Source organism: Wolbachia endosymbiont (group A) of Pogonocherus hispidulus (genome assembly GCF_964028195.1).
Classification (GTDB): Bacteria; Pseudomonadota; Alphaproteobacteria; order Rickettsiales; family Anaplasmataceae; genus Wolbachia.
This window is the reverse complement of record NZ_OZ034750.1, coordinates 451,322-470,783: the sequence shown is the minus strand read 5'-3', so window position 1 is coordinate 470,783 and position 19,462 is coordinate 451,322. Positions and strand designations below refer to the sequence as shown.

The 19,462-nt window shown below is 36.1% G+C and carries 15 protein-coding genes and 1 tRNA gene; 6 read left to right on the top strand and 10 right to left on the bottom strand.

The genetic code is table 11. The features are described 5' to 3' along the window. Positions 1-39: 39 nt before the first annotated feature. The 3 genes from dnaJ to ABWU58_RS02165 all read right to left on the bottom strand — a co-directional run bounded on the left by dnaJ (position 40) and on the right by ABWU58_RS02165 (position 1,683). A complete protein-coding gene (gene dnaJ, locus ABWU58_RS02175) occupies positions 40-1,158 on the bottom strand; it encodes a molecular chaperone DnaJ (RefSeq protein ID WP_353283481.1) in 1,119 nt (372 codons plus the stop codon). Positions 1,159-1,240: 82 nt separating this feature from the next. Then, positions 1,241-1,318, bottom strand: a tRNA-Arg gene (locus tag ABWU58_RS02170). 206 nt (positions 1,319-1,524) lie between these two features. Then, entirely contained in the window at positions 1,525-1,683 is a 159-nt protein-coding gene (locus ABWU58_RS02165; RefSeq protein ID WP_265033939.1) for a hypothetical protein, read from the bottom strand. Between the two features lie 505 nt (positions 1,684-2,188). Here ABWU58_RS02165 and ABWU58_RS02160 point away from each other — a divergent pair. Together ABWU58_RS02160 and ABWU58_RS02155 are read left to right on the top strand one after the other, a co-directional pair. Continuing rightward, positions 2,189-3,004, top strand: coding sequence for a hypothetical protein (locus ABWU58_RS02160; protein ID WP_353283480.1), 816 nt, complete (start codon positions 2,189-2,191; stop codon positions 3,002-3,004). Between the two features lie 62 nt (positions 3,005-3,066). Next, positions 3,067-4,230: a porin gene (locus ABWU58_RS02155; protein ID WP_353283479.1), complete on the top strand. Its 1,164-nt coding sequence runs from the start codon at positions 3,067-3,069 to the stop codon at positions 4,228-4,230. Positions 4,231-5,262: 1,032 nt separating this feature from the next. On the opposite strand, the gene ABWU58_RS02150 is transcribed toward ABWU58_RS02155, so the two are convergent. After that, a complete protein-coding gene (locus tag ABWU58_RS02150; RefSeq protein WP_353283478.1) occupies positions 5,263-6,000 on the bottom strand; it encodes a TerC family protein in 738 nt (245 codons plus the stop codon). A 259-nt stretch (positions 6,001-6,259) separates the two neighbouring features. Between ABWU58_RS02150 and ABWU58_RS02145 the strand changes: the two genes are divergently transcribed. The 3 genes from ABWU58_RS02145 (at position 6,260) to mutS (ending at position 11,348) form a co-directional block, all read left to right on the top strand. Continuing rightward, complete coding sequence (locus tag ABWU58_RS02145) at positions 6,260-7,426, top strand: Fic family protein (RefSeq protein WP_353283477.1); 1,167 nt, start codon at positions 6,260-6,262, stop codon at positions 7,424-7,426. A 185-nt stretch (positions 7,427-7,611) separates the two neighbouring features. Beyond that, positions 7,612-8,445: an ankyrin repeat domain-containing protein gene (locus ABWU58_RS02140; protein WP_353283476.1), complete on the top strand. Its 834-nt coding sequence runs from the start codon at positions 7,612-7,614 to the stop codon at positions 8,443-8,445. A gap of 392 nt (positions 8,446-8,837) precedes the next feature. Beyond that, positions 8,838-11,348, top strand: a complete 2,511-nt coding sequence (gene mutS, locus ABWU58_RS02135) for a DNA mismatch repair protein MutS (protein ID WP_353283475.1) — start codon at positions 8,838-8,840, stop codon at positions 11,346-11,348. A gap of 202 nt (positions 11,349-11,550) precedes the next feature. Here mutS and secA read toward each other — a convergent pair whose 3' ends face one another. Next, the gene (gene secA / locus ABWU58_RS02130; protein ID WP_353283474.1) at positions 11,551-14,202 is read right to left on the bottom strand and encodes a preprotein translocase subunit SecA; all 2,652 of its coding nucleotides are present in this window, start codon (positions 14,200-14,202) and stop codon (positions 11,551-11,553) included. A gap of 243 nt (positions 14,203-14,445) precedes the next feature. Between secA and ABWU58_RS02125 the strand changes: the two genes are divergently transcribed. Beyond that, positions 14,446-15,324, top strand: a complete 879-nt coding sequence (locus ABWU58_RS02125; protein WP_353283473.1) for a hypothetical protein — start codon at positions 14,446-14,448, stop codon at positions 15,322-15,324. Positions 15,325-15,663: 339 nt separating this feature from the next. On the opposite strand, the gene ABWU58_RS02120 is transcribed toward ABWU58_RS02125, so the two are convergent. From ABWU58_RS02120 to argS, 5 genes are all read right to left on the bottom strand, one after another. Next, entirely contained in the window at positions 15,664-16,362 is a 699-nt protein-coding gene (locus ABWU58_RS02120; protein WP_353282756.1) for an IS4 family transposase, read from the bottom strand. 217 nt (positions 16,363-16,579) lie between these two features. Further along, on the bottom strand, positions 16,580-16,807 hold the full coding sequence (locus tag ABWU58_RS02115; RefSeq protein ID WP_353282963.1) for a hypothetical protein: 228 nt from the start codon (positions 16,805-16,807) through the stop codon (positions 16,580-16,582). A 117-nt stretch (positions 16,808-16,924) separates the two neighbouring features. After that, entirely contained in the window at positions 16,925-17,215 is a 291-nt protein-coding gene (locus ABWU58_RS02110; protein WP_353283472.1) for a type II toxin-antitoxin system RelE family toxin, read from the bottom strand. Further along, positions 17,196-17,420, bottom strand: a complete 225-nt coding sequence (locus ABWU58_RS02105; protein ID WP_174132978.1) for a hypothetical protein — start codon at positions 17,418-17,420, stop codon at positions 17,196-17,198. Before ABWU58_RS02105 ends, ABWU58_RS02110 begins: the two co-directional genes overlap by 20 nt. A 96-nt stretch (positions 17,421-17,516) precedes the next feature. Beyond that, positions 17,517-19,223 carry an arginine--tRNA ligase gene (gene argS / locus ABWU58_RS02100; protein ID WP_353283471.1) on the bottom strand — a complete coding sequence of 569 codons (1,707 nt, stop codon included), beginning with the start codon at positions 19,221-19,223 and terminating at the stop codon, positions 17,517-17,519. Between the last annotated feature and the right edge of the window lie 239 nt (positions 19,224-19,462).

Below are 19,462 nucleotides of genomic sequence, written 5' to 3'. Positions count from 1 at the left end.
GTGTAAACAGTTACTCCTTCATGTCATTTAGCAGATTTCCTATTTTTTTTTTACTTTACTAAAAAACCCTTCAGATTGCTGTTGTACACTTGCATTTTCCTCTTCTTCAAGTGCTTTTAATAGTTCAATTTGCTTTTTAGTTAAATTTTTTGGATTTAAAGTCTCAACTATTACCTGTACATATAAATCACCACGAACATGTGAGTTCATATATGGCATACCCTTTTCCCTACAACGTAGTTTGGTACCAGTTTGAGTGCCTTCAGGGACCTTTACTTTTATTTTAGCTCCATCAATTGATTGGACATCGATTTCGCCACCAAGCACTGCTAGTGTCATTCTTATAGGCACTTTACAGTGTAAATCTGCTTTATTTCTAGCAAAGATTTTATGGGAAATTATTTTCACGTATACGTATAAATCTCCACTTTTTCCACCTCTTGTTCCAGCTTCTCCTTTACCACTTATCCTTACCTTAGCTCCTTCTTCTATGCCTTTTGGAATTGAAACGGATATATTTACTTCATCTCTTCTACGTCCACTTCCACCACATTTCTTACATTTATTTTGTATTATTTCTCCTTCCCCATAGCATGTAGTACATGTTCTTTCGATGGTAAAAAAGCCTTGTTGAGTTCTAATCCTACCGCTTCCCTGGCATGTGGGGCACTGAACTGGTTTAATTGCTCCTTCGCTACCTGTGCCTTGGCATGTGTCACATTTTACATTTGTCACATAATGTATAGGCGCTTGTATTCCTTTAAATGCATCTTCTAAGGTAATTTCAAGATCATAACGTAGGTCTGCTCCAGACACTCCTGTTGTGCTCCTCTTTGCTCTCGATCTACTTGCACCACCACCGAATCCTCCACCAAAGAAGTCATTGAATATGTCGCTAAAATCTCCTGCAGAGCTAAAGCCTTGAAACCCACCAGAAGCACCTTCGTGGCCATAACGGTCATAGCTTGCCCTTTTCTCAGAGTCAGATAGAACTTCATATGCAGCTGTTACTTCTTTAAATTTTTCCTCTGCTTCTTGATTGCCAGGATTTCTATCAGGATGATATTTTAACGCTAATTTTTTATACGCTTTTTTTATCTCATCAATACTGGCATTTCTTCCTACTTCCAGCAGATCATAGTAGTCTTTTTTGCTCATATATAATAGTTTAGTGTTTAACCTTTAAAGATAGGTATTGCATATATTAATTTCAAGTGTGACTTCTGTTTCCTATAAAATGTGGTGCACCCTGAGCGACTTGAACGCCCGACCTTTTGATCCGTAGTCAAATGCTCTAATCCAACTGAGCTAAGGGTGCTTTCATAAAGTTAACTTTAGCAGGTTTTGTAGCTTGATTCAATTAATTTGGCTAAAAATAAAACTGTTAATTTTTATCATACGTGAAACCTGCAAAAAATTGCATTTTCTTTCTTAAGAATCATTTTATGGTCAAGCTCACAACTATACGAACATTTGTAGTCAAGGCACTGGATCTGAAATTGCAATGTTCGTACAGTTGTGGGTTTAGAACCCCTCACAATTCCCAAACTGCTGTTCCGCATTAGAATTATTAAATTCACTATAAGGAGGAGCGCTTGGAGGAGAGTAAGGAGGAGGTGGTCCATAATTCCTAACTGCTTCTTCAGCCTCCTCAATATTGTCTGATTCTTTCTCATGCTTCATATGAAAAGCTAAACCAACAGCAAAACATACGAGAGAATTAACGCCAAGGATAGCTAAACCCCACACTGGTAAGACTGAGTAAACAGCACAAGCTACCTACTTTCAAAACACGTCCCCCTCAGATCCTCACTTTGGCATCATTCTACTTATCTAAAGCCATTTTATACCTTTTTATCCCTTCTGGGGTAACCTTTTTTCAGTTAGCTATAGTAGATCTTTCAGAACAACTAAACGTGACTTGTTCTACTTCCATCTAATACAATGTAACAAAGGGGTATAACTCAGAGCTAGAGGTTATGATTGTAATAAAGATATAAAAAAAACGGATAAGTCAAGCAAAGTTACAAATGTAATTTTGCTTGACTATCCATTTATTACCACCTAAAACAGCTAACAAAGCCATCCTGTATGACATTTTGTCTATATCTAATCAAGCATATTAATAAGTAAGTAAATTTTAATATAATCTTATTATACTTATAAATATGCTGTATAGAATGAAAGTATGGATGATTTCATAACTGCAAGAAGGAAAGATGATGCTGTGGTATCTGTTTGTCAGGATAATAAGAAAAAAAACGTATTAATTTTAGGGCTCAATCAAGCCGCAAGGAATTTGTTAAAATGCGAGGAAGGGAATTTACTTAATAAGCCGTTAATCAATATTTTAAGTGCAAGAGCAGCTGACGACATGAAGAATTATTTAGAGTATACCGAAAATGGACACGATTTACTTGATGTATTACCTAAAGTGATAGGTTTTTCCTTAATTGATGCTAAAGGAGAAGACGTAAAGACAAAAGTAAAAGTTTTCCGCACTGCACAATTTTTCAGTAATAAAATAAATTACGAGCTATTGATACGTGATATCAGCTTGTCTCATAAATTAGGAATCTTTAGAGATGAATATCTAATGGGTAAAAAATATAAAAACCATGACTTATTCGATATACCGGGCAATGAGTCCACTATTCTAGAGTTATACGTTATATTAAATTTTGCCTTTCAACATCAAATTAATGCAGCTATAGGAGTGATTGGCTTAAATAGTAGCTGTAGTGAGACAAATGATGCACTGAAAGTTATCATAGAACATTTTTATAAAAATTGCCGTAGTGATGATTTTCTAGGGTATATTGATGAGAATAAAGTGCTTTTTGTTTTGATTAACTGCGATGTAAAAAGTACATCTAAAATAATTAATCGTATACATTCTGCCATTAATAAGCAGTTATTAATGCAAAAATTACCAAGTGTATCAATAATTTATGGGAATATAGCTCAAAAACGGGCAGCAAAATCTACCAGCGGCGCCATCTGAAAAGTTGTTTTTTATTTATATTGAGTTTAAACTTAAATTTTTATAAAAATTTAAGTTTATTTATGAAGTTAAGGCACTACCTGATAGCACTGCTTTCGTTATTATTTTCACAGAATAGTGCTAGCTCTAGAACAATTTTGGATAAGGAAATATTTTATGTAGAGCTAGACGGAAAAATAGATTTGAGATTCGGCTACGCTTTCAACAGAGATTCTTTCAATGCTAAGCCTAAGGATAAAACTTCAAGTTATTCATACTTGCGCTTTCTTTATTTACAGCAAGTTTATCCAAATACTCAAATGGGGTTTAATGTTAAGGCAGGAGTTTCTGGTATTGCAAACCTAAAAGCGTTAGACATAGAAAAGTTAGACATGGAGGAATGGTATTTCATCATTAAAAATCAGGTGCTTGGATCAATTGAATATGGTAAAAGAAGTTTAGTTAGTCAGGGCATGTTAATTAACACTTCAAAAATTTATACAGCTGCTGGAGGAGTAAATGGTCATTGGACAAATTATGCAAATTTGCGTGGTAACGAAAACAGAGATAATGACCCTGGATATGATAAAGACAAGGTATTTTGGGTAAAACCCAACATTTACAGTAATTATAATGGACTCGAACTAGGGTTAAAACAATCATCAATTAACTACATCTCCCCTGAAATCTATAACTTTCAACTCGGGTTCAGTTATGTCCCAGGAAAAAATAACTTACAGTACAGCAATTTAATTGCTGCTGGCCTTTCCTATAAAAATGGCCTATCAGATGATATAAATTTTACTACTGCCTTAACTGGTGAATTTGCAAGAGAAAATTTAACTGATTGCTCAGATGGAACTCCTGAAGGTTATAAATGTCGTAATCAATTACTGCACTGGAATTTTGGTTTGAAGCTAAAATTGTTCGATCTTGATTGCATTTTTTCATATGGTAATGGTGGTAAATCAGGCGAGAAGCGCAATCATGAAACAAATAATACGTATTACACGAATGCAGGTATTGCTTACCATTCTGATTCTCGTAAATTGAGCTTAACATATTTCAATAGTGGTAGGGATATTGCAGCAAACGAGTTAACATCATATGCTTTAAGCCTTGAATATCCATTTTTTATGGGCACTTCATACTATTTCGATATTGTAAAATTTAGTACCAAAGAGCCTGAAGTAGAAAATAGCAACTCTGGTTATGTGCTCTTGGCTGGACTGAAATTAAGTTTTTAATGAGGTTACATTGTCTCCTGTCATCCCAGCACTCTTTTCTGTCATCCAAGTAGCTGACAACATAGAAACGAAAAAACTTACTTGACACCCTTCGCCAGTCCCCTTATCATGAAACTGAAGCTATTTATTTATCTTCGCAATCTGTGCAGGTTAATGACAAAAAACTTAGGGTATTTGGCGTCTCATGTTTAATTTTTCGCACTACGTGCATCGCATGTCTTTAAAAATTTCTGGGTTTTTACCTATATAAGCCGAAACGCGCTTACAAAGCGTTTAAGACAGCAAAAAACGTCAAATTGACAAGGGAGAATTTGAATGCTAGCTACTACGGGGTTTCTTTGCCTTTTTTCCTGCTTAGTAAATTTCTTAAACACTTGCGGTGTAGGTTAGTTGCAAGTTAAAAGCAGCTAAATCGCTCTTAATCAAGCGTTTTAGAATAAAAAAACGCCGATATTTTAGTACATAGTAAATAGCCAACCACCACGGGGCTTCTTTTGCCTTTTTTTTTATTTGGTAAATTTCTTAATGTTTATAGCTAAAGTAACTTAGGTTCACCGACAATCGTCATCCCGCTACGTGTTAGCGGGATCTATGCTTTGAGATACCGCGAATGAATCGCGGTATGACGAGGGAGAACAGTTGCTACGTGTTAGCGGCTGAGATACCGTGAATAAATCACGGTATGACGGTTTGCGGTGGCATCTCGTCATCCCGCTGCTTGTTAGCGGGATCTAGAGATACCGCGAATGTGTGTGTGAATCGCGGTATGACGGTGTAGTAATTCGTCATTCCCCTACGTGCTAGCGGCTAAGATACCGCGAATGAATCGCGGTATGACGGTTTGCGGCGGTATGATGGTTCGTGGCAGCATCTCGTCATCCCGCTACGTGTTAGCGGGATCTATGCTTTGAGATACCGCGAATGAATCGCGGTATGACGAGGGAGAACAGTTGCTACGTGTTAGCGGCTGAGATACCGTGAATAAATCACGGTATGACGGTTTGCGGTGGCATCTCGTCATCCCGCTGCTTGTTAGCGGGATCTAGAGATACCGCGAATGTGTGTGTGAATCGCGGTATGACGGTTAATTTTCTTTATTTTGCTTATAACTTCCACAAACAGTGCAAACATAAATGAAGAATACAAATATCCTTTTGGTAATTCTATATGAAATCCATGAAGTATGAGGTACACACCGACAAGTAAAATAAATAAGATAGCAATTACTTTTAAACCTGGATTAGATTTGATTAACTGGGCGGTATAACTTGATAAAAACAGCATTGCTAGCATGGAAAATGTAAACGCTGTGGCAATTATTACCATGTTATAAGTTAATGCTATAGCAGTTAATATCGAATCAACTGAAAAAACTAAATCTATTAATATAATTTGTAGCACAACTAAAAAAAATTTTGATTTAACGTTTGCTTTCTTTTTATTTTTCTTACATACAAAGATGTCATCTCGTAACTCCATAGAGCTTTTAACAATAAGGAATAATCCCCCTGCGATCATAAGTAAATCCCTTGCTGAAATATTTAGCGATGCAGTGTGAAATATGGATTTTTGCATTGACAATATAGATGATGTAAAAAATAGTATTACAAAACGCATTAATAGTGCTAATCCAAGACCCATAAGGCGCACTCTTTCTCTCAGCGCATTTGGTACCTTATCTATTGCTAGAGAAATAAAGATTAAATTGTCTACACTAAGTATAGTTTCAAGTAGTGTAAGTGTCAGTAAAGTCCAAGCATCAGTTAGCATTTTGTTCCAAATTCGGCTCTTCTTACTCTACAATAGATGTGTAAAAATTAAGTGACTTCACTCAGAAGTTTTATAGCAGTTCTCCAGAAAAACAGGATATATAAAGTTCAGCAGCTTCTTCTATTTTCATTTTTGAGCAAAATCAATAATAAGAGAGTTTCTTATTTTCATACACGCAAATAAGATAAAGCCTTATTTTCATTTTTGACTTTATTTGAAAATAATATATACTGTAAAAATAGTGTGCTAGGTTGAATGAATGTATATTAAAGGATCACCATCAGGCAAAGTTGTTAGAGCATTCGCTGGTTATCAGGCATTTATACCAAGCCCCTTGCCACCAAAATTTGAATGGGACAATGATTTAGTTAATAGTCTTTCCAGAGCAGATCATATTTTGGGTATGTTATCCAGGGAAGGAGCTAAATTGCCTAACCCTCATCTTCTCATGCGACCCTTTATAGTACGTGAAGCAGTTCTTTCAAGTAGAATCGAGGGAACTCAAGCAACTCTTGGTGAAATTTTGGCTCAAGAAGCAGGTGCTAATGTAGATCGCAATCCCGATGATTTACAAGAAGTACGCAATTATATATCAGCGCTCGATTATGGACTAAAACGTTTACAATCTTTTCCACTGTCGCTTCAGTTGGTTAAAGAAATTCACGGAAAACTTATGCAAGGTGTAAGAGGTTCTCACGCAACTCCAGGAGAATTTCGCCGAGTGCAAAATTGGATTGGAAGCCCAGGATGTACAATAGACACAGCAAAATATGTGCCACCAATGCCAGGTGAATTGATGGGTTGCTTGGACTCTTTTGAAAAATTTTTACATGATAGAACATTACCCCCACTTATACATATAGCTCTATGTCATTATCAATTTGAAGCGATTCACCCATTCTTGGACGGTAATGGACGTATTGGACGTTTATTAATAACGTTACTTCTGATCGAAAGAAAATTATTATCATCACCTCTGTTATACTTAAGTGCATTTTTTGAAGCTACAAGAAGTGAGTATTATGACCAACTTTACAATATAAGCAACAGAGGCACGTGGCATGATTGGTTCTCTTATTTCTTAAATGGTGTAGTACTGCAATCATTGGATGCATTGTCAAGAGCAGAACGAATTAACATTTTGATTGCAAATTGGCAAACTGAAGTTAGTTCTAAAACTGAAGGAGTTGCGAGTGGTATTGTAAGGTATCTCGCTGTAAACCCTTACTTTACTATAAGGAAAGTGGTTGAAAACTTAGGTGTCGTATTTACAACAGCCCAAAGAGCAATCGTAAAGCTTGAAGATTTAGGCATCGTTTCACAAACTTCTCAAGGAAAGAGAGATCGGGTTTATTGTGCAACTGATATTTTGAATATTCTAGAAGAACCAACTAAGATTACAGAGAACTTCGATAGCACATTGTAGCTATTGTGATGAATAAATTCAGCAAACAGCAAGCTTAAAGAGTCTGATCCAATGGACATGCTGAACAAAAAGTAAGGAGCTCCTTTTGGAGAATTATATTAACTTATTAATCAATTGCTTGACTTTTAGCAGGATTTATTATATTATTTATTAATGAGTAATGCAATCAAACCAAGGAGGATAGCATGACTGGTGACGATAACAGAAAAACTTTACAATCGATAATTACTAGCGAAAATAACAGTATAAGTAGAATTGAGAAGTTAAGAGATTTTCTTGGAAAAGAAAAAGAAATAACTATTAATAAAGACACATTTGCATGTGCTTTACGCTGCCCACAAACTACAAAGGAAGCGATAGTACACGAAATTCTGCTTCATTTTATACAAAATCCTGGCGAGCAATCACTAGAACAAGTAATACAATACTTAGATGGAGCAATAAAACCTAGGATATATGCAAAAAACAACCCAATAAGAAATCTAGATGAGGAACTTCGTACTCATATAAACTTTAAAGATGAAAAGGGAAATACATTACTACATCATGCAGTTATAGGTAATAAAACTGAAGAAATAACCACCCTTCTTGTTGCATATAGTGCAAATCCTTTGATACAAAACACGGATAATAAAATTCCTTTAGATTTAGCTCAAGGAAAAACAAAAGAAGTGCTTATTAAAAGTATGAAAAAACAAGCTAATACGAAAAAAGAAAGCGCTATGATAGGCAGTTTGGTGCCTGGCGTAATAATTGGTGGTTTTCTTGGTGTTACATTTGGAGCTGGTGTGTGTGTTGCAGTAAGTCTTTCTGGTGGTATGATACTAGGTGTAATGATAGCATCTTCTCTTGTTGCTAGTATAGCTATTGGACTGGCCATGTATTTTTTGAGTCAAGACTATGAACAGGCTAAAGCGATAGAAAAAACTATTAGCACTGTTAGCTCTGAAATATCTGTTGATGATACAACTGCCGCTAATAAAAATAATAAAGAAGGGCCACAACTTACATATAGCTGACCCAAGCAACACGTCATACCGCGATTCATTCGCGGTATAGATTCCGCTAACTAGTAGCGGAATGACGGTTTTTCAAATTGTCGGTAAATCTAAGTCAGCTTAGCTATAGAAAAAGCTATAGTATTTTTCAAACTAAATAATAAACCTTGTAATTAGGATATTCTGGATTCCAGCGTCAGTTACTTGAATGACAACTGCGTTTTTTACTTTTTTGTCATCGAATACTCCTACTCTTTATGTCATCCAAGTGTCCTGACTACTTGGATCCAGGAAATTTAATTGTTTTAAATTTTCCCCTCTATACACCTATTTAAAATTTATGTTATTCACATGTGCAATATAATCTATAATAACATTGAATTTATTACCAATACAATATATTAAAAAATATTATGAGCTTTGTGAAAGAAAGAAACACTCCTGTGATGGAGCAATATTTGAACCTGAAAGCTCAATACAAGGATCATCTGCTATTTTATAGGCTAGGAGATTTTTATGAGTTGTTTTTCGATGATGCTATTAAAGCTGCGAAATTGCTGAATATAGTGCTAACCAAGAGGGGCAATTCAAATGGGCAAGAAATACCAATGTGTGGAGTGCCAGCACACAGTAGTGAATCTTACCTACACAAGCTAATAGATTTAGGATTCAAAGTAGCAATCTGTGACCAATTAGAAACTGCTGATGAAGCAAAAAAGAGGGGCTATAAATCCATAGTAAAACGTGATGTAGTGCGAGTTGTAACTCCAGGTACAATTATAGAAGATTCACTATTAGAGGATAAAAGCAATAATTATCTCGCGTCCATAGTTGAACAAAATGACGAATATGCTATTAGTTGGCTTGAATTATCAACGGGAAAATTTTTTCACACTTTAACGAGTTTGAAAGCTCTAGATAGTGATTTATTGCGTATATCACCAAGAGAATTATTAATTTCTGAAAAATTCACTGAGGACGAAAAAATTAGATCGATTTTAAAAAATTATAAAATATCAATTACGCAACACGCACAGAGCTTTTTTGAGTATAGTAAATCTCACAGAACGTTATGCGAGTTTTATAAAATCAGGGAACTTGGGAGTATAGGAAATTTCAGCAAAGTAGAAATCATGGCGTGTGGTGCACTGCTTGAATATGTCAGAGTAACACAAAGGGGCTCTATTCCAAGGCTTGAATTCCCAAAAACCTATAAGCAACAAAATTTCATGCTTATTGATGCTTCAGCAAGGAGAAATCTTGAGTTGTTTTCAACTCAATTTGGTGAAAAGAGAGGTTCACTAATTTCAGTTATTGATCACACAGTTACAGCATCTGGTGGACGCCTGTTAAAACAAATGCTTGCTTCACCACTTGCTTGCTCCAAGGCAATCAATTTGAGGCTCAGCACCGCTCAATTTTTTGTAAATAATCATGAGCCACGCAGAAAAATACGAGAGATATTATCTAACATTCCGGATATTGAGAGGTCTTTATCGCGCTTAATACTAGGGCGTGGTTCACCAAAGGATATGAACCTATTAAAAATAGGCCTCGGAAAAACTTTGGAGTTGTCTGAGTTTCTGTCTACCTTGCATAATTATTGTTTAAGTGAAAAACCAGCAGCTAACTCTCAGATGTCATTCCAGTGCTTGACCGGAGAAAAGGAACCAGTGTCTACTACTCAGGTGATAAGTAGTGACGAGAATGAACTAAGCACAATACATAAAAGTCTTGGCAATCATAAAGACCTGTTTGAGCTTTTAGATAGTGCTGTGCTTAATAACAACCTCAGTTCCGTAAAAGAAGGAGGATTTATCAATCCAAAATACAACTCAGAATTATCTGAGTTATCTTATATATTGAACAACAGTAACAAGTTGGTAACTAAGCTCCGTGAGTCTTATCGCGACCTAACTGGCATTGCCGCACTCAAAATATTACACAACAATATACTTGGTTATTACGTTGAAGTGTCAGCAAATCACAAAATAACTTCGGACATATTTATTCATAGGCAAAGCTTAGCAAATAGCATGCGCTACACTACTAATGAATTGAAAGAACTAGAAAATAAAATTCTTACGGCACGTGATGCTGCAATCGGCTTAGAAATGAAAATTTTTAGTGAACTGTGTAGTAAAGTCGCTAAAGAATCTGAAAAAATTGCTCTTGCTGCAAATGCTTTGGCAAAACTTGATATTAGAACCGCGTTTGCAGAGCTTGCAGTGCAAAATAATTACGTAAAACCCATTATCGATGACAGTAAAGAGTTCAATATTCGCAATGGAAGACATCCAGTGGTTGAAGTTAACGATAAATTCATTGCAAATAGCATCAATTTAGCTGGTATACATCTAATTACTGGTCCTAATATGGCTGGAAAAAGCACTTTCTTGAGGCAAAACGCTCTCATTGCAGTTTTAGCTCATATGGGATCGTTTGTGCCAGCAGAGAGTGCACATATTGGAGTGATTGACAAGATATTCAGCAGGGTTGGCGCAACGGATAATATAACAGCTGGTTATTCTACCTTCATGGTAGAGATGATCGAAACAGCAACGATAGTAAATCAGGCAACGGATCGTTCCTTGGTGATACTTGATGAAATTGGTAGGGGCACAGGGGTGTATGATGGGTTATCTATTGCACAGGCAGTGATTGAACATATTCACAATGTAAATAAGTGCCGCGCCATTTTTGCAACTCATTATCATGAATTAACTAAAGTAAGCAAATACTTGAAGAACGTGAAATGTTTTTGTGTAAAAATAAGAGAGTGGAACGGAGAGGTTATCTTTCTACATGAAGTAATTGAAGGCATTGCAGATGAGTCATATGGAATACATGTAGCAAAACTTGCTGGTTTTCCTGATTCTGTTTTAAATAGAGCAAGTGAGGTGTTTGAGGAGCTAAAGGCTTAAGAGGAAATTCACTAGTACTTGCCTATGCCACTGCATTACCTGCACTAGCAATAATTGGAATTACTGTAGCATCTGCACTGATAGTTGGTGGCATTACTTATGGTGTTGCGTATAAGTCATCAGAGCATTCGTTAAATAGCAAGTTAAGTGAGGTTAGCTGTAGTAATGTTGATGGAAATAACAAACTGTACAACCATAATTATTAGTTCACCACAGTAACCGCACCATGGCAGTGTTTGTATTTCTTTCCGGAGTTGCAAGGACATTTGTCGTTTCTTGAGACTTTGGGAAGTCTGCTATTTCTAGCAGAATGTAACCTATTGCCTATCTCTTGGTTGTCTGCCAACTTAAAGTGCGCTATGCGGTGAATGGTGAGTTCCTTCCATTTTTCAAGCATTGACTCAAACATCAAGAAAGCTTCGCGTTTAAATTCATTCAGTGGGTCTTTCTGCCCCATGGCACGTAAGCTTATGCTTTGTCTTAGGCTCTCTAGAACTGAAAGGTGTTCCCTCCATAAATGATCAAGTGCCATTATCATCATTTGCTTCACGATCGTATTCCACAAATCTGTAGTGTGCTGACTGTTGAAATATTTTTCTTTCTCAGTAAAAAATTCTTGTATCTTATCATTTATATAATTCAAAGCTTCTTGTTTGTTTAAAAACTTTGCTAAATCAAGCGTTATTCCATACCTTGTATGGAATTCTTTGACTATATCTTCAATATAATCCTCATAATAGCCACTTTGGATTATACCTTCTACTACGCTCTCATTTACTTCGCTATATACTTCAAGTAAATCATTAATTTCGTTGCCTAAGATATTGTTTCTCTGCTTAAAAATAACTTTACGTTGGTTATTGATTACGTCATCAAACTTAAGCAAAGACTTCCGCACATCATAGTTTCTAGCTTCAACTTTCTTCTGCGCCTTCTCAAGTGCCTTATTGATCCATGGATGATGAATAGCTTCGTTATTCTTTAACCCTACTTTTTGTAAAAAGCTTCTCATTCTATCAGAACCAAATATTCTCATTAGGTCATCTTCGAGCGATAAAAAGAACTTAGAAAGCCCAGGATCACCCTGACGGCCAGAACGGCCACGTAATTGATCATCTATTCTCCTGCTTTCATGTCTTTCGGTTCCAACCACACATAAACCACCAGCTTTTGTAGCAATTTCCTTATCTTTTTTTACTCTTTCGACTATTTCTTGGTATTTTTTTTCTCTTTCATCAGCATTTTTTATCTTCTTTAGCTCTACCTTTGCAATCATTTCAGCGTTTCCACCGAGTTGAATATCAGTTCCACGTCCTGCCATGTTAGTTGCTATAGTGATACTACCTGGCACTCCAGCTTGTGCTATTATGTACGCCTCTTGTTCATGATAACGAGCATTCAATACTGAATGCTTAAGAGAATGGCTTTGCAAAAGCGCAGAAAGCTTCTCAGAGTTTTCGATGCTTACCGTGCCAACAAGGACCGGTTGAAGGCGTTTGTGGCATTCTTCTATAAACTTCAACACAGCATTAAATTTTTCTTTTCCTGTGCCATAAATTTCATCATCAATATCAACTCTTTTTACAGGTACATTGGTTGGAATTTTTACTACATTTAGTCTGTATATATCACGAAACTCTTCTGCCTCTGTTGCTGCTGTTCCAGTCATTCCGGAAAGTTTGTTGTACATACGAAAGTAATTCTGAAATGTGACCGATGCTAAAGTTTGATTTTCATGCTGAATTTCAAGATTCTCCTTCGCTTCAAGTGCCTGATGAAGACCATCGGAATATCTCCTGCCCTCCATCATACGCCCAGTAAATTCATCAATAATCACTACCTTGCCATCCTTTACTATATAATCTTTATCAGCAGTGAACAGCTTATGTGCACGTAATGCTTGGTCTATATAATGAGTCATTATCATGCTGTCAGTATCATAGAGCGAGGAATTTTCAGGAATGAGATTGTATGACCTGAGTAGTTCCTCCACTCGTGAAATACCATCTTCAGTTAAGAATACCGTTCTACCTTTTTCATCTACCTCATAATCAGAGTCAACTAATTTGGTTACTATTTTATTGATGTGCTTATATATCTGATTGTTTTCCTCAACCGGGCCAGAAATAATAAGCGGAGTGCGAGCTTCATCAATGAGTATTGAGTCCACTTCATCAACTATTCCGTAGTGAAAGCCTCTCTGAACCACGTCTTCTTGAGAAAATTTCATATTGTCTCGCAGGTAATCAAAGGCAAGCTCGTTATTTGTGGAATACACGATATCTGCACTGTAAGCCTCTTTCCTCTCTTCGTCTGTCAAGTTATTCGTAATAAACGCAACAGAAACCCCAAGAGAATTATATAATTTGCTCATCCACTCTGTGTCTCGTTTTGCAAGATAGTCGTTAACAGTTACGACGTGTACGCCTTTCCCTTCTAAGGAATTTAGGTATGCAGCTAAAGTTGCAACGAGTGTCTTCCCCTCCCCTGTTTTCATTTCTGATATCATGCCATTATGGAGTACCATTCCACCAATTAGCTGAACATCAAAATGTCTCATGTTAAGAAACCTTCGAGAGGCTTCGCGCACAACCGCAAATGCAGGTACGAGAAGATCATTTAGTGTTTTTCCATTTTTCAATTCTCGTTTGAATCCTTGAGTTTTACCAGCAAGCTCCTCATCAGATAAGCTCTGCATTTCTGTTTCTAATGCATTTATTTGCTGAACAATTTTCCTAAAGGATTTTATTATCTTCTTGTTTGTGGAACCAAATATCTTTCTTATAAAAAAGAATGACAACGTAAAAATGAAAAATATAAGAATGGCTGTCAAAATTAGCGGAGAATCTAGCATAAACTTAAGTAACGTCTTATTTAATATGAGATTATATTACTAAATGCAGCCTGCGGCAATGATATATTAGATTTGGGGAATCTTTGGAAAGTCTTTTTTAAATCAAGAATTAAGAGTTTGCTAAGCAATTCCTACCCTCGAAGGCCTTTCTATCAATACATAAAGACTCTATTGCATTATTTTAGGTATTTGGTAATTTTTATCGAATAAAGTTATTGGTGATGTTTGGTGGGGTGGTGAGCCGTGAATGTAGAAAATAAACAGTCTGAAGTGCTTAGTAATCGTACATTTAAGAAGAGAGATGGTGCATCAACAGGTGATCATGGTCGCAAGTATGAAGTAAAATTATTAATGCTGTATCTACTTCATGGGTTAAGTAGTAAAATTGACTTTTGGTTAGCATCAAACATAGAAGGTTTTGGAGCCTTTGATGATATTTTTTTTGAGTATAAAGATCAGGAAAACAAATCGAGAGTTGTCTTAGTTCAAGCTAAACACCGTAACGACCCTAGTTCATCAGCGAATATTACTTTTGAAGATTTGTTTATTGATGGAAACAATAGAAAGCGACAGAAAGAGGATTTCGGGTTAAACAAATATTTTGAATCTCATCCTGAGATTAAGCAAAACCCTGAGTGTAAGAACAGTGATACTACACTTGTCATTCATACCAATGTTAATGTGAACTTAAAAAAATGTGCAGCAAAGCAAGGTAGCATAGAGACATTAGAGAAGTATTTGGAAGAGTCAAAGTTAACAGATGACAACACTTTAAATATTTATGAAGGTCAAAAAGGAACGTGCTACAAAATAAAAAATCATATTGAACTGAAAAAATACTTCAGTTGTGGCAGTGACGATGAAATAGAAGATTTTTTACTTAGAATAAGGTTTGTAGTTAATCAACCTAATCATTCAAAATTAGATGATATTATTAAGAAAGAAATAGAAAATAAATACAAAATATCAGGGAAAGAAGATATTGATACGGTTTTTGTCCGTGTATGTGACAAGGTAGAGAAATGGTGGGCACAAAAGGGTAGCAAAGTTCCTTACCTAACAAGAAAAGACGATTATGTAGGGTCGAGAACTGGCGCGCTTCTTTTAGGGCTTGGTGGCTGATCCATTATTTTCATCCTGGGCCTCAATCCAAAATTCCCATATTTACGTTTCCAGCTCCCGCCTCGTCAAACGCAGCATCCGCACTACGCTTTCCTAGTAGATTCTTTACCAAAGTCTATAACATATTGTGCTGGCAAGGCTTTCGGAACGTAATATCTTATTCTATAGTCCGAATACAGACCAAGCTTACCTATCCATTCCATACTCCACCTCTTCCAGCCAAATCCTTTTCGCATTTTTTCTGGATTTCATTAAGTTGCGTCTTATTTTCTTGTTTACCCAGTATTTTACGTAGTTAAAGCTTCGATTTGAGTTCCCAATCCATAAGTGTTGAAAGTATCAAAAATGGCGTGATATAAGATGATCGACAACATGTAAATTACCTCCTGATAGTAAAACAATTGAGCGTATAAAAGAATCATTAAGATCTAGTGTAAATTGCAATAATGCCATTTTAAATCCATGTAAATTGTTTTTAATTTTATAAACGAGAAACAGCAGGGCTGTAATAATAATCATATAAATATATACTTTCATTCCGTTCATGCTATGGCTCAAAAAGTGTTTATATCCAAGGTTTTGCTTTATAAATTTGAAGAATACTTCTATGTCCCACCTTCGCCTATACGCCTGTGCAACATCATAAGCAGGCATCGTAAACAAGTTAGTTAAAAACCATATTTCATTTCCTGCCTTGTTTTTGATTTTTATCAAACGTAAGTTATGCTTTTCTGCAATTTTGCCCTGTGCGCGATAAAGATTAACTATTATATCTTCTAAAATTTCTGATCCATCTTGCTGTTGTCCTTGAATAACTTTACTCCTACTTACAACATCATGCTTTCTGCTTGTTTCAACTCTTGTTATAAATTTGTATTCCTTCTCATCAAACTCAGCAAAAGTTCCAACCTTTCTGATTCCCCTATCAAATAGCAAAATATCCTCTTTTTTAACTTTTGCTTCGTTGATTGCCCTTACCAGTGCTATGTCTTCACTACCTTCTTCTTGCCCTTTACAAAACCTTATACTTGTTGGCAATTGTCCTTTTAATCCCAGACTTACTTTGACTTATTACTTTGGTTACCTAACTTTAGTCCATCTTTTATAAGATACCCTGATAAATTTATGATTGTTGAATCAAATCTATGTAAATCATGTGACGTTTTTTTGGGCAACAATTTTTCAACTTTGTTTATCAGATCAATATATACTCCCTTAAAATAATCAGAACTTTTAACCTTTTCGACAAGCCACTTTATGTGACTGTACTTTTGTCATCATTTTTATCTATCACACACCTGTTTATTACCATTGCTAATGCTCTTAAGCTTGTTTTCTGACCCATTAATATTAACTTCATTAAGCCTTTAAATATGATTTTGCCCACTAACTTAGTATTGCATTTATCTATCTCACTTAATTTTCCTAGCCTTTCCAAATCCTTGTCTTTAATTAAGTTTAATATGCCTTCTATTTGATCCATTATTGCCTCCATTTTTCTGCAATAATAGCTCTTTATATCCTTTTTGTATTACTTTCAACACTTATGGAGACTGGTGGGGAAGTTCCGCCGGTCTACTCTCCAGGTCTTCTTATATTTTTAATTGTGTAATCTCCTGTGTTTGTAAATGTTTTTTCTATGTCCCACTGCAGTAATAAGTACTTTACGTTCTGAATGATTTATGCTGTAAATTATACGGTAGCTTATCCTATATTGCCCTCTAAAGCTATGACATAAAGGCTTTCCTAGATTAAAAGGATCAACTGTAAGGCGTTTCTTTATGGCCTCCTGAACCATTAATTTAATCTTTGCCGGAAGAGCTGGAATTTCTTTTTCAATAACATTTTTTAAGAATTTTATAGTGTAAGTTTTATTTCCAGATGTTTTCATCATCCTCTACTTCTTCTTCACCTTCAGAGAGGCGATCGTCAGCTATTTCGGATAGCTCTACATCTTCTTCGAACTCTTCTTCCACTAAATCTACTAAAACTTCAGGGATAGTTTTATTTTGAATCTCTGCCATTTCTGTAAGATACTGAGCCAATTTACTGTCAAAACTTACATTAACATTGAGCTTTTTTTGACTGTGAGCCATATATTAACCAGAAAATACTACTATAAACTATAACATTTTTACTTAATTTTGTCAACTTCTCTATTCGTTGAAAAAACAATCTTGCACAAAAAAAAGTCAACTCATTTCTTCTAACGGCTCTATATTGAAGATAGAAAGTCCAGAAGCAATGACGTGCGCTAAGGCTTGGACGAGAAACATTCTTGCAGCGGTGAGGTTTAAGTTGTCTTCCAGTATGAACCGCATGTTTAAATCACTCTTGCCATACCCCCATAAAACGTGAAACGCTTCTGCAACTTCAAGTAAGTAGAAAGTAATTCTGTGTGGCTCATAAAGCCTTGCTGCAATTTTTACCACATCTGGCCACTTTGCTAAGGTTTTTATGAGGAAGAGCTCCCCATCGGTCTTTAAAAGTGAAGGGTCTGCTGTTGGGAGCTCTTTTGGAGCATTACGCATTAACGAATGAGCACGAGCATGCGCATATTGCACGTAAAAAATAGGGTTGTCTTTTGACTGTTCTTTAACTTTAGCAAAATCAAAGTCCAAAACCATATCATTCTTGCGTGTTAACATTATAAAACGAGTTATGTCCTTGCCAACTTCCTCCACTACATCCCTTGCCGTGAGGAAATTTCCTGATCTTTTGGACATCTTAACAGGTTTTCCATCCTCGAAAAAATTCACAATATTATGCAATTTTATTTCTATCTTTGCTTTGTTATCACTCAGCGCAGAAACGACTGCTTTTAGCCTTTTGACATAACCGCCGTGGTCACTACCAAGCTCTACGATCATATTGTTAAAACCACGTGATATCTTATCAAAATGGTAAGCGATATCCGAGGCAAAATAAGTCCAACTGCCGTCCTCTTTCTTCAATGCGCGGTCAACGTCATCACCAAATTTTGTAGAGCGGAATAACATTTCTTTTCTGGAAGTCCAATTTTCACTTTCTTTGCCTTTTGGTTTCTCCAGGTACCCTTCATACACTAGACCCTCGTCAGATAATATCTTTATACTCTCTTCGATTTTGCCACTTTTTTGTAGCTCATACTCTGAAGTAAAAACATCATGATTTACTCCAAGTAAGTTCATGTCTTCCTTTATGAATTCCAAGATAGAACTTAAAGTATAGTCTCTAATCACTTGATTATCTTGCTTTTCTAGAAGCTCTGTGCCATATTTTTTGGCCAGCCCAGTCCCTATTGGTTTTAAATATTCACCTGGATATAAACCTTTTTCGATGCTAACTTCTTCTCCCAGAGCTTCCTTATACCGCAAATATACTGACCGAATTAGCGTATCTATCTGCGCTCCAGCATCATTAATATAGTATTCCTTAGTAACTTTATAACCAACTTTTTTCAATAAATTTGCCAGAACGTCACCAAATACTGCCCCTCTTGCATGACCAATATGCAGTGGACCAGTTGGATTTGCAGATACAAATTCAACATTGATGGCCTGATTGTTCCCTATATCTAGGGTGCCAAACTCTGTTTTCAGCTCATTTATTTGTTTTAAAATTCCATGCCATACTTCTATTTTTAAGTGCATGTTGATGAAACCAGGGCCTGCTATTTCCACTTTTGCAACTTCATCAAAAAGTTCAAATTCTCTTGCTAACATCCCTGCAATCTCGACTGAATTCTTCTTTTCATGCTTTGCAAGCACCATAGCAACATTTGTATAGATATCACCATGTGCTCTATTGCTTGGAGGCTCTACAATAAAATTTGCCGCACTTGTATTTATGACACCCCTTTGCTTCAACTCATTTAATTTGCTGGAAATTAGAGAGGAAACCTGTTTGAAAATGTTCATCAACTAGAAAAACTATGAAAACCTAGAGCAGTATAGCGAATAAGTGGTGCTAGTTGAAGGTTTATCTGATGTAATCTATAGCTAAAGTGACTTAGGTTTACCGACAATTTGAAGAACTGTCATTCCGCTACTCGTTAGCGGCCGCGGTGGTATGACGTGTTGCTCCGTGTCAGCTACTTGGATGACACCTATAGCTCTATCATTCCGGCGCGTGACGCTGGAATTACAAAGAATAATGG

What these genes read in the sequence shown, in the direction of transcription:
- ABWU58_RS02110 (WP_353283472.1), bottom strand. Translation starts at nt 17,215, where the DNA reads ATGAAAACATCTGGAAATAAAACTTACACTATAAAATTCTTAAAAAAT.
- dnaJ (WP_353283481.1), bottom strand. Translation starts at nt 1,158, where the DNA reads ATGAGCAAAAAAGACTACTATGATCTGCTGGAAGTAGGAAGAAATGCC.
- secA (WP_353283474.1), bottom strand. Translation starts at nt 14,202, where the DNA reads ATGCTAGATTCTCCGCTAATTTTGACAGCCATTCTTATATTTTTCATT.
- ABWU58_RS02115 (WP_353282963.1), bottom strand. Translation starts at nt 16,807, where the DNA reads ATGGATCAAATAGAAGGCATATTAAACTTAATTAAAGACAAGGATTTG.
- ABWU58_RS02145 (WP_353283477.1), top strand. Translation starts at nt 6,260, where the DNA reads ATGTATATTAAAGGATCACCATCAGGCAAAGTTGTTAGAGCATTCGCT.
- ABWU58_RS02105 (WP_174132978.1), bottom strand. Translation starts at nt 17,420, where the DNA reads ATGGCTCACAGTCAAAAAAAGCTCAATGTTAATGTAAGTTTTGACAGT.
- mutS (WP_353283475.1), top strand. Translation starts at nt 8,838, where the DNA reads ATGAGCTTTGTGAAAGAAAGAAACACTCCTGTGATGGAGCAATATTTG.
- ABWU58_RS02155 (WP_353283479.1), top strand. Translation starts at nt 3,067, where the DNA reads ATGAAGTTAAGGCACTACCTGATAGCACTGCTTTCGTTATTATTTTCA.
- ABWU58_RS02150 (WP_353283478.1), bottom strand. Translation starts at nt 6,000, where the DNA reads ATGCTAACTGATGCTTGGACTTTACTGACACTTACACTACTTGAAACT.
- ABWU58_RS02140 (WP_353283476.1), top strand. Translation starts at nt 7,612, where the DNA reads ATGACTGGTGACGATAACAGAAAAACTTTACAATCGATAATTACTAGC.
- ABWU58_RS02160 (WP_353283480.1), top strand. Translation starts at nt 2,189, where the DNA reads ATGGATGATTTCATAACTGCAAGAAGGAAAGATGATGCTGTGGTATCT.
- argS (WP_353283471.1), bottom strand. Translation starts at nt 19,223, where the DNA reads ATGAACATTTTCAAACAGGTTTCCTCTCTAATTTCCAGCAAATTAAAT.
- ABWU58_RS02165 (WP_265033939.1), bottom strand. Translation starts at nt 1,683, where the DNA reads ATGAAGCATGAGAAAGAATCAGACAATATTGAGGAGGCTGAAGAAGCA.